The organism is Roseateles sp. GW821-FHT09G03 (genome assembly GCF_059416045.1).
The window spans coordinates 506,414-515,729 of sequence record NZ_JBWKOK010000002.1 but is presented as its reverse complement, the minus strand read 5'-3'; the positions used below and the strand labels follow the sequence as shown (position 1 = coordinate 515,729).

Annotated in this window: 11 protein-coding genes; 6 read left to right on the top strand and 5 right to left on the bottom strand. The window is 67.7% G+C overall.

Annotated features, from left to right (window positions below; all coding sequences use genetic code 11):
* Positions 1 to 8: 8 nt before the first annotated feature.
* On the bottom strand, positions 9 to 1,067 hold the full coding sequence (locus AC07OZ_RS09495) for a sulfate ABC transporter substrate-binding protein (RefSeq protein WP_495466905.1): 1,059 nt from the start codon (positions 1,065 to 1,067) through the stop codon (positions 9 to 11).
* 560 nt (positions 1,068 to 1,627) lie between these two features.
* Here AC07OZ_RS09495 and AC07OZ_RS09490 point away from each other — a divergent pair.
* Together AC07OZ_RS09490 and AC07OZ_RS09485 are read left to right on the top strand one after the other, a co-directional pair.
* Entirely contained in the window at positions 1,628 to 2,131 is a 504-nt protein-coding gene (locus AC07OZ_RS09490; protein ID WP_495466904.1) for a GAF domain-containing protein, read from the top strand.
* Positions 2,131 to 2,535 (top strand): hypothetical protein, encoded by a 405-nt coding sequence (locus AC07OZ_RS09485; RefSeq protein WP_495466903.1) that lies wholly within the window; start codon positions 2,131 to 2,133, stop codon positions 2,533 to 2,535. Before AC07OZ_RS09490 ends, AC07OZ_RS09485 begins: the two co-directional genes overlap by 1 nt.
* 69 nt (positions 2,536 to 2,604) lie before the next feature.
* Here the strand turns inward: AC07OZ_RS09485 and AC07OZ_RS09480 are convergent, their stop codons facing one another.
* Entirely contained in the window at positions 2,605 to 3,417 is an 813-nt protein-coding gene (locus tag AC07OZ_RS09480) for a glycosyl transferase (protein WP_495466902.1), read from the bottom strand.
* Between the two features lie 253 nt (positions 3,418 to 3,670).
* Between AC07OZ_RS09480 and AC07OZ_RS09475 the strand changes: the two genes are divergently transcribed.
* From AC07OZ_RS09475 to AC07OZ_RS09460, 4 genes are read left to right on the top strand one after another with little or no spacing between them, the layout of a single operon-like run.
* Complete coding sequence (locus AC07OZ_RS09475) at positions 3,671 to 4,624, top strand: TauD/TfdA dioxygenase family protein (RefSeq protein ID WP_495466901.1); 954 nt, start codon at positions 3,671 to 3,673, stop codon at positions 4,622 to 4,624.
* On the top strand, positions 4,621 to 5,643 hold the full coding sequence (locus AC07OZ_RS09470) for an ABC transporter substrate-binding protein (RefSeq protein ID WP_495466900.1): 1,023 nt from the start codon (positions 4,621 to 4,623) through the stop codon (positions 5,641 to 5,643). The genes AC07OZ_RS09475 and AC07OZ_RS09470 overlap by 4 nt, the downstream gene beginning before the upstream one ends.
* 2 nt (positions 5,644 to 5,645) lie before the next feature.
* Positions 5,646 to 6,515 (top strand): ABC transporter ATP-binding protein, encoded by an 870-nt coding sequence (locus tag AC07OZ_RS09465; protein ID WP_495466899.1) that lies wholly within the window; start codon positions 5,646 to 5,648, stop codon positions 6,513 to 6,515.
* A gap of 10 nt (positions 6,516 to 6,525) precedes the next feature.
* The gene (locus tag AC07OZ_RS09460) at positions 6,526 to 7,416 is read left to right on the top strand and encodes an ABC transporter permease (RefSeq protein ID WP_495466898.1); all 891 of its coding nucleotides are present in this window, start codon (positions 6,526 to 6,528) and stop codon (positions 7,414 to 7,416) included.
* 23 nt (positions 7,417 to 7,439) lie between these two features.
* Here AC07OZ_RS09460 and AC07OZ_RS09455 read toward each other — a convergent pair whose 3' ends face one another.
* The 3 genes from AC07OZ_RS09455 to AC07OZ_RS09445 all read right to left on the bottom strand — a co-directional run bounded on the left by AC07OZ_RS09455 (position 7,440) and on the right by AC07OZ_RS09445 (position 9,281).
* Positions 7,440 to 7,643 (bottom strand): type II toxin-antitoxin system VapB family antitoxin, encoded by a 204-nt coding sequence (locus AC07OZ_RS09455; RefSeq protein ID WP_495466897.1) that lies wholly within the window; start codon positions 7,641 to 7,643, stop codon positions 7,440 to 7,442.
* Positions 7,644 to 7,754: 111 nt separating this feature from the next.
* Positions 7,755 to 8,549 carry an amino acid ABC transporter permease gene (locus AC07OZ_RS09450; protein WP_495466896.1) on the bottom strand — a complete coding sequence of 265 codons (795 nt, stop codon included), beginning with the start codon at positions 8,547 to 8,549 and terminating at the stop codon, positions 7,755 to 7,757.
* Between the two features lie 30 nt (positions 8,550 to 8,579).
* A complete protein-coding gene (locus AC07OZ_RS09445) occupies positions 8,580 to 9,281 on the bottom strand; it encodes an amino acid ABC transporter permease (RefSeq protein WP_495466895.1) in 702 nt (233 codons plus the stop codon).
* Positions 9,282 to 9,316: the final 35 nt, after the last annotated feature.

Genomic DNA, 9,316 nt, shown 5'->3' with positions numbered 1-9,316 from the left:
ACGGACGATCAACGGCGCGAGGCCATGATCTGGTCGTAGGTGCCGCCGTCGGCGAAGTGCGTCTTGCCGACCTTGGCCCAGCCGCCCAGCGTCTGGTCGACGGTGAATAGCTTGATCGGCGCGTAGCGCTTCTCATGCTTCTTGAAGATCGCCGGGTCGCGCGGACGGAAGTTGTTCTGCGCGATGATTTCCTGGCCCTCGGGCGTCCACAGGAAGTCCAGGTAGGCCTTGGCCAGCGCGGCGGAACCGCGCTTCGCAGCGACCTTGTCGACCACGGCGACCGGCGCATCGGCTTCGATGGAGATGCTGGGCGCGACGACCTCGAAGTTGCCCTTTCCGAATTCGTTCTCGATGAGCTCGGCTTCCGACTCGAAGGTCAGCAGCACGTCGCCGATGCCGCGTTGCGTGAACGTGGTCGTGGCGCCGCGGCCGCCGCCGTCCAGCACCGGCACGTTGGCCAGCACCTTCGAGACGAAGTCCTTCGCCTGCGCGTCCGTGCCGCCCTTGGCGATCACGCTGCCCCACGCGGCCAAGTAGCCGTAACGGCCGTTGCCCGTGACCTTGGGGTTGGGAATGATCACCGAGACGCCGGGACGCGCCAGGTCGGCCCAGTCCTTGATGCCCTTCGGATTGCCCTTGCGGACCAGGAACAGCATCGTCGAGCTGTAGGGCGCGGCGGCGTTCGGGAACTTGCTGCGCCAGTCGGCGCCGGTCAGGCCCTTCTCGGCCAGCGTGTCGACGTCGGTGGCCTGGTTCATCGTGACGACGTCGGCCTCCAGGCCGCCGATCACCGAGCCGATCTGCTTGGACGAGCCGCCATGCGACTGGTTCACCGTGATGGTCTGGCCGGTCTTGGCCTTGTACGAGGCGACGAACGCCGGATTGACCTGCTTGTAGAGCTCGCGCGCCACGTCGTAGGAGACGTTCAGCAGCGTCGTAGGCTGATCGGCCGCAGCCGCCAGCATCGGCACGCCCAGCAGCGGCGCCGCCGCAGCCAGCATCAACGCCTGGCGGCGGGAAGCGGAGAACAGGGAACGGGTGTTCTTGTGGGCGTTGTTCTGGGTCATGGCGGACGGGGCAAGCAGGCGTGGGCCGGCGACGTTGAGGGTCGGGCTGCGAAGCTTGCCAAACAGTCCTTATTCCAGGAACGATTGTTTGGGCATTTGCTTATCTCGCATAACGCATATGCGAGAAAGGCAGAAGACCGGGGCAGAAGAAAAGCGCCAGGACCGCGATCGGACACCGCCGGAAGCGCCTCCCCCAAGACCCCGAGGGCGGCCCCCGGTCGCGACCTGGGCTCTCACCATGCCTTCCCGGCGGCCGTACTGCCGCCGCCGGCGGGGGCGACATGGGCGCGCCCCGTGGAACGGAGTCTGGGCGTGCACGGCGTGCGCCGCCAATGCGCAATGGGCGCAAGCTGCTGCGCCGCCCTCATATGGCGATCCGCAAAGGTGTCACCCATGTCCTGGCACGCGTGTCACTCCGGCCCTCTGTCTCTGCATTTCCCCCTGATGGGCGACCCGGGTGGCGCCCTGTGGACAACTCGGATAGTCTGGGGTTTCGAAGGCGCGGCGGCAGTCTGGCCGCGCAGGGAGAGACGACATCGGAAGAGCGAGGAACCGCCTCCATGATGAATGCCCCGATTCCCGAGAACGAAGCCGACCGGCTCCAGGCACTGCGTGAACTGCTGATCCTGGACACGCCGCCCGAGGAGCGCTTCGATCGCCTTGTCGAGTTCGCCGCCGAGGAGTTCGGCGTGCCGATCGCGCTGATCAGCCTGGTCGACGACGACCGCCAGTGGTTCAAGGCCCGCTTCGGCCTGGCGGTGTGCGAGACCGACCGCAAGAGCAGCTTCTGCGGCCACGCGATCCACGTCCCCGAGGTGATGGTGGTCGAGGACGCAACGCAGGATCCGCGCTTCGCGGACAACCCGATGGTGCTGGGCCCGCCGAACATCCGCTTCTACGCGGGCGCGCCGCTGGAGATCCGCCCGGGCGTGCGCATCGGCACGCTGTGCCTCATCGACCGGCGGCGACGCACGCTCGACGAGACGGATCTCGCCATCCTGATGAGCCTGCGCGACCTCGCGGTCTCGGAGCTGATGGGACAGACCGTCGAGGAGGGTCGGTGATGCCGGGCTCGCAACGGCACCTGCTGCTGGTCGATCCGCACTCGCTGTTCCGCCGCACGGTCGCGATGGTGGCGCGGCAGCTGCAGATCGCGGAGGTGCATGAGTCGAGCAGCCTCGAGGCGGCCCATCGGCTGCTGGAGAGTCAGCCGATGGACGGCCTGCTGCTGGACATCGGACAGGGGCTGGACGCGCTGGCGCTGCTGCAGAGCGTGCGGGCCGGCGCCTTGCGCTGCCCGGCGGGCACGCCGGTCGCGCTGACCGCAGAGGCCTGCGACCTGTCCACCGCGCAGCTCTACAAGGAGCTGGATGTGCGGCGGATCATGCTCAAGCCGTTCAAGGTGAAGACGGCGCTGGAGGTGATCCAGGACCTGGCGCGGCCGGCGCCTCCCGGCACCCAGCACTAGCGCAGAGCCTCCGTACTTCCACCGCCGCTGGCCTCACCCCCGACCCTCTCCCGCAAGCGGGAAAGGGAGTCACTCCACCCAGTGTTGAGCGACCCAGGGCGGCGGCAGCACGAAGCTGCGCAGATGGCGCCAACGGTGCTTCACGCCGCCGGCGAAGGCCGCGCGGAAGTGATCCCACGGCTTCTCATGCGGCGGATCCTGCGTGTTCCAACGACCCAGCAGCACGTCGGCCGGATTCGGTCCGCCGGGGAAGGTCACGATGCGCGCGCCCGAAGGCAGCCGCGCCGGCTTGAAGTAGCGCAGCGGGAACGCCGGCAGGCAGTGCAGGCGGAAATGTCGCGTCCACAGGTGCGGCCAGAACTTGATGCCGCCCGGCACCGAGGCGGTGACCCAGTGCTGCTCGAAGCCGTGCTTGTCGGCGACGGCCTGCGGGTTGGCGCGGAAGTTCTCGATGATGTGCGGGTACTTGCCCACCGGGAAGCGGAACACGGAGGTCTGGCCCAGGCGCTGCATCGGCTTGGCCCAGTTGCGGGCCAGGATCACGTCGTCCGGGTTGCCGTGGCTGAAGTAGCCGTCGATGTTGTCGACGATCACCGAGTCCAGGTCGACGAACAGCACGGGACCCGACAGGCCGGTCTTCTCGCCCATGTCGGCGCTCCACATCACCAGCTTGCGCCACTTGCCCAGCGATTTCTTGGGCCATTCGCAGCCCAGCTCGGGCAGGTCGTAGGCATCGACCTCGGGGCGCAGGCCCTCGGCGTTGTCGGTCAGGCAGACCAGGCGGAAATCGCCGGTGATGTGCCGGCGCAGCATGCCGTACAGGCGGTTGACGTACTCAGGGCCGTACGCGGTTCCCCATTTGACGCAGATGACTTGTTTCATGGGGCTCCTGCTCCTCTGGTTGTTATCCCTACTGGCTTCGGGGAAGTGCATCACTATACGCATGCACTTGTAAATGGTTTGCAAACAGGGCATTCCGGGGGTGACGTCCGCCATCCAGGGAAGGCGGCGTTCTCGCCCAACGGGGCGATCCTCGGAGCGTTGGCATTCACGGCGATTCTTATTCGGTTTTCGCGCTAGGACATGCCGTCAGCTTCGTTCCGGCGGGGAAGGCCGATGCCTAGAGTCGGCGACCATGACAGCCCTCGCCCCGCCCCTTCCCACCGCGGTTCCGGCCTCCGCGACCGGCGCCGCGGCGTCCGGCACGACCGCGGCCTTCGCCGACGCGCCGTCGCAGCACTTCGACATCCACGCCTTCGATGAGCCGCTCGGCGCCGAGGTGGTGGGGCTGGACCTGACGCGACCGCTGAACGACGCCGACTTCGCCCGTCTGCACCGCGCGCACCTGGACCACCACGTGCTCGTGTTCCGCGACCAGCGCATCACGCCGGCGCAGCACATCGCGTTCAGCCGGCGCTGGGGCCCGCTGCAGATCCACGTGCTGCGCAATTTCCAGCTGGCGGGCCATCCGGAGATCCTGCAGGTCTCCAACGTGCGCGACGCGCAGGGCCAGCCGGTCGGACTGGGCGATGCCGGGCAGTACTGGCACTCGGACCTGTCGTACAAGGAGCGCCCCAGCCTGGGTTCGCTGCTGCACGCGCAGGAGCTGCCGGCCGAAGGCGGCGACACGCTGTTCGCCAACCAGCACCACGCCTACGACGGCCTGCCGCTGGCGTTGAAGACGGCGATCGCCGGCAAGCGCGCCGAGCACAGCTACCTCGCGAAGTACGAGGAGCTGCGCGCCCGCAATCCGTGGCGTCCGAAGCTCACGCCGGAGCAGATCGCCGAAGTGAAACCGGCGTCGCAGCCGATCGTGCGCACGCACCCGGAGACGGGTCGCCGCGCGCTCTTCGTCAGCGAGCACTTCACGACGCGCGTCCTCGACGTGCCCGAGGACGAAAGCCGCGACCTGCTCGCCCAGCTCTTCGAACACAGCAGCCGCAAGAGCATCGTGTACCGCCACAAGTGGTTGCCGCACGACCTGGTGTTCTGGGACAACCGCTCGCTGCTGCATCTGGCCACCGGCTGCCCGGATCACCTGCGCCGACACCTCTACCGAACGACCATCGAAGGCGATCTTCCCGCATGAAACTCCACCGCCCCGCTGTCCTGAAATCCCTGCTCACGGGCGCGCTGGCGGCCGGGCTGTCGCTATCGACGCTCTCCGCGCATGCGGAAGGCAAGATCCGCATCGCCGAGCAGTTCGGCATCGTGTACCTGCTGCTGAACGTCGCGCAGGACCAGCAGCTGATCGAGAAACACGGCAAGGCCGCGGGCGTCGACATCCAGGTCGAGCGCGTGCAGCTCTCCGGTGGCCCGGCGATCAACGAGGCGCTGCTGTCCGGCAGCATCGACATCGCCGGCGCGGGCGTCGGTCCGCTGCTGACGCTGTGGGACAAGACGCAGGGCAGGCAGAACGTCCGGGGCATCGCGTCGCTGGGCAACTTCCCGTACTACCTGACCAGCAGCAATCCCGCCGTCAAGAGCATCGACGACTTCGGCGACAAGGACCGCATCGCGTTGCCGGCGGTGGGCGTGTCGGTGCAGTCGCGCATCCTGCAGCTGGCCTCGGCCAAGCGCTGGGGCGACGCGCAGTTCAACAAGCTGGACCGGCTGCAGGTCGCCTTGCCGCATCCGGAAGCGACCGCGGCGCTGATCAAGGGCGGTACCGAGATCAACGCGCACTTCGGCAACCCGCCGTTCCAGGAGCAAGGCCTGGCGGGAAACTCGAACGTCCACATCGTGCTGAACAGCTACGAGGTGCTGGGCGGGCCGGCGTCGGCCACGGTGCTGTACACGACGGAGAAGTTCCGGCGCGACAACCCGAAGACCTACAAGGCCTTCATCGGCGCGCTGGCCGAGGCGGCGGACTTCATCTCGAAGAACCCGGAGCGCTCGGCCGACATCTACATCAAGAACGAGAACTCCAAGGTGCCCAAGGAGCTGCTGCTCAAGGTGATCAAGAACCCGGAAGTGCAGTTCAAGATCACGCCGCAGAACACCTTCGCGCTGGCGACCTTCATGCATCGCATCGGGGCGATCAAGAACAAGCCGGCGTCGGCGAAGGACTACTTCTTCGACGACCCGCACAACGCGGCCGGCAGCTGAGCATGAGCGCGGTGCTGGAGCAGCTCGATTCGGTGCCCGCCTGCGAGGCGTGCGGCGGTCTGGCGGGCGCGCTCCCGCAGGAGCAGCAGGCGCGTCTGCGGGTCGACGGCGTCAGCCTCGACTACAAGAGCGATCGCGGCGTGGTCCGCGCGACGCACCGCGTCGGATTCGACGTGCTGCCCTCGGAGCGCTTCGTGCTGCTCGGCGCATCGGGCTGCGGGAAGTCCTCGCTGCTGAAGGCGGTCGGCGGCTTCGTCACGCCGGCGGAGGGGCGCATCCTCGTCGACGGCAAGCCGGTGAACGGACCGGGGCCGGACCGCATCGCGGTGTTCCAGGAGTTTGATCAACTGCCGCCATGGAAGACGGTGCTGGAGAACGTCGCGTTCCCGCTGGTCGCGTCGGGAACGGCATCGCGCAAGCAGGCGCTGGAGCGGGCGCGCGACTGGCTGTCGCGCGTGGGGCTGAGCGACTTCGCCTCGGCGTATCCGCATCAGTTGTCGGGCGGGATGAAGCAGCGCGTCGCGATCGCGCGAGCGTTGGCGATGAAGCCGCGCGTGCTGCTGATGGACGAGCCGTTCGCGGCGCTCGATGCGCTGACGCGCCGACGGATGCAGGATGAGCTGCTCGCGCTGTGGGAGCAGGAGCGCTTCACGTTGCTCTTCGTGACCCACTCGATCGAGGAAGCGCTGATCGTGGGGCATCGCGTGCTGGTGCTGTCGCCGCATCCTGGACGGGTGCGGGCGGAGCTGAACGCGCAAGGCCTGACCCCGGCGCAGCGCGCCGGGCAGGCACAGCGTATCGAGCACCTGCTCTTCGGCGATGAACCGATCGCGGAGTCGGTGACCGCCTCTGCCGCCGTGGCCCTGAATTGAGGATTCACCGATGACCGTCACCGTGCTGCCGACGCAGCGGCCGCTTGATCCGCCCTTGCGCGCCGAGCGCGAGGAAGCGCTCGCCGATTACGTGCCCGTGCAGGTGGCGTCGATTCCGCTGTGGCGCCGTGCGCTGGATTCGAGCGCCTGGCGTCAGGCCGCATTGCTGGCGCTGCTCGCCGCGCTCTGGGAAGTCGCCGCACGCGCGGCGGACAACGATCTGCTGTTCCCCTCGTTCGTCTCCGCGGCGAGGGCGCTGTGGGAAGGCTTGTACGGCGGTGAACTGCTGGTGCGGGCGGGGATCTCGCTGAAGCTGCTGCTCCAGGGCTACGCGCTGGGGGTGGTGCTGGCACTCGGACTGACCGCGCTGGCCACCTCGTCGCGCTGGGGTCGGGACTTGCTGTCGAGCTTGACCGCGATGTTCAACCCGCTGCCAGCGATCGCTTTGCTGCCGCTGGCGCTGCTGTGGTTCGGACTGGGTTCGGGGAGCCTGATCTTCGTGCTCGTGCATGCGGTGCTGTGGCCGCTGGCGTTGGCGGCGTCGGCGGGCTTCTCGTCCGTGCCGGAGACGCTGCGCATGGCAGGTCGCAACTACGGGCTCACGGGGCCGCGTTACGTCGCGCAGATCCTGCTGCCCGCGGCGCTGCCGTCGATCTTGTCAGGGCTGCGCGTTGGCTGGGCTTTCGCGTGGCGGACCCTGATCGCCGCCGAGCTGTTCTTCGGCGCGTCTTCGGGCCAGGGTGGTCTGGGCTGGTACATCTTCCAGAACCGCAACGAACTGCAGACCGATCGGGTCTTCGCTGGGCTGGCCTTGGTCATCCTGATCGGATGGCTCGTCGAGCGCCTGGTGTTCAGCACCATCGAGAAGGCGACGGTCACGCGGTGGGGCATGCAGCGATGAGTTCGATCTAGCAACCGTCATCCTCATTCCAAGCCCTCCGGAGCGCTTAGGGACGGACGACGGCGAGGAACGTCGGGGAGATCGGGCGCCGTTCCTCCCATGTCGGCAAGCCTGAACTGAGCTTGGCGGGCGATGAATGCGCGGAGCGCCGCATTGATGAGATCGCGCTCCTCGACGGGCTGGTCGGCGACGGCGAGGGCGCGTTGGTAGAGAGCTTGATCGATCACGGTCTTCCTTTGCGGGATTTGCGTCGAGGTGTCATCACCGAAACCGCTTCAGTGATTCGACACACACATCGGATTGCGAAGGCGTTAGATTGCTCCCGCCGCTATCGATCGTCACTGACTGGTTCTTGCGTTCCTTGCCAGCGCACTCACTGGATTCCGTAGTCCCCCTCGCATGAATGCGTGGAAGCGGTCGACCGCCGAGGGCGCGGTGACAGGTGTTGCGCGCTGGCGGCCGCTTCTCCGCTCCACCGCGTGCGCGAGGCGCGACAGCCCGAAGCACATCACGAAGTAGCACCCGGCCAGCGTGCCGTAGACCGCGACCGGCTGCACCAGCACCTGCGCGTTGACCTGGCCGGCGATGAAGGACAGTTCCGACAGCCCGATGATCGTGCCGAGCGAGGTTTCCTTGATCGTCGACGCGAACTGGTTGACCAGCGAGGGCAGCATGTGGCGCAGCGCCTGCGGCAGCAGCACCAGCCGCAAGGACTGACCCCGCGACATGCCCAGCGCTTCCGCGGCCAGACGCTGTCCCGATGGCAGCGACTGCAATCCCGCGCGCACGATCTCGGCCAGGTAGGCGGCGTCGAAAATCACCAGTGCCGCCAGCATCGTGCTGAACTGGTCCGTCTTGTGGCCGGTCACCGCCGGCAGGAAGAAGTAGGCCCAGAACACCACCATCAGCAGCGGCGTGCCGCGTACGACGTAGACCAGCGCGGTCACCGGCCAGCGCAGCCAGGCGCGCCGGCTCACGCGCGCGATGCCGAGCAGCACGCCCAGCGGCAGCGCGAGCAGCAGCCCCAGCGCGGCCAGCACCACCGTCAGCGCAAGGCCGCCCAGCGGTCCGTTGGGGTACTGCCCCACCAGCACGTAGAGCCAGTAGGTGTCGATCATTTCGGCGATGCTCATCGCGAAGCGCTCCTGTTCATCACGATCGCCTCAATGGCCGGCCGGCCGCACCGGATACCGCCGCTGGTACAGCACGCCCGCGCCGGTGATCAGCATCGACACGCCCAGGTAGGTCGCCGTCGCCATCGCGAAGGTCTCGAAGCCGCGGAAGGTCGCGGACTCCACGCGCTGCGCCTGATACATGAGCTCGGCGGCGCCGACCACCGTCGCGATGCTGGTGTTCTTCCAGAGATTCAAGGTCTGCGAGATCAAGGGCGGGACCGTCGCCCGCAGCGCCTGCGGCAGCACGACCCATCGCACCGAGCCGGCGAAGCGCAGACCCATCGATTTCGCCGCTTCCCATTGGCCCGGCGGTACCGACCTCAGCCCGGAGCGCACGTCTTCGGCCATGAACGCCGCCGTGTAGACCACCAGCGCAGCGAGCGCCGCGGCCGCCTCGACGTTGCCGGCGTAGAGCCAGGCCTTCACGTCGTCGGGCAGCAGCTCCGGCACCGCGAAGTACCAGAACAGCATGTGCGCCAGCAGCGGGACGTTGCGCACGGCCTCGACGTAAGTCCATGCCAGCGCGCGCAGCGGCGGGAACGGTGCCAGACGAGCGAGCGCGATCAGCGTGCCCAGCGGCAGCGCGATCACCAGCGCGAGCACCGTCAACGTCAGCGACAGCCGCACGCCGGCCAGCAGCCAGTCGAGGAACTGCCCTTGCAGCAGCACCGAGAAGTCGAGATGGGGCATGGAATCAGACAGGCGCGAAGGAGGTGCGGCGGCGG

Coding starts and splice junctions, on each gene's coding strand:
- AC07OZ_RS09495 (WP_495466905.1), bottom strand. CDS start 1,067: ATGACCCAGAACAACGCCCACAAGAACACCCGTTCCCTGTTCTCCGCT.
- AC07OZ_RS09490 (WP_495466904.1), top strand. CDS start 1,628: ATGATGAATGCCCCGATTCCCGAGAACGAAGCCGACCGGCTCCAGGCA.
- AC07OZ_RS09485 (WP_495466903.1), top strand. CDS start 2,131: ATGCCGGGCTCGCAACGGCACCTGCTGCTGGTCGATCCGCACTCGCTG.
- AC07OZ_RS09480 (WP_495466902.1), bottom strand. CDS start 3,417: ATGAAACAAGTCATCTGCGTCAAATGGGGAACCGCGTACGGCCCTGAG.
- AC07OZ_RS09475 (WP_495466901.1), top strand. CDS start 3,671: ATGACAGCCCTCGCCCCGCCCCTTCCCACCGCGGTTCCGGCCTCCGCG.
- AC07OZ_RS09470 (WP_495466900.1), top strand. CDS start 4,621: ATGAAACTCCACCGCCCCGCTGTCCTGAAATCCCTGCTCACGGGCGCG.
- AC07OZ_RS09465 (WP_495466899.1), top strand. CDS start 5,646: ATGAGCGCGGTGCTGGAGCAGCTCGATTCGGTGCCCGCCTGCGAGGCG.
- AC07OZ_RS09460 (WP_495466898.1), top strand. CDS start 6,526: ATGACCGTCACCGTGCTGCCGACGCAGCGGCCGCTTGATCCGCCCTTG.
- AC07OZ_RS09450 (WP_495466896.1), bottom strand. CDS start 8,549: ATGAGCATCGCCGAAATGATCGACACCTACTGGCTCTACGTGCTGGTG.
- AC07OZ_RS09445 (WP_495466895.1), bottom strand. CDS start 9,281: ATGCCCCATCTCGACTTCTCGGTGCTGCTGCAAGGGCAGTTCCTCGAC.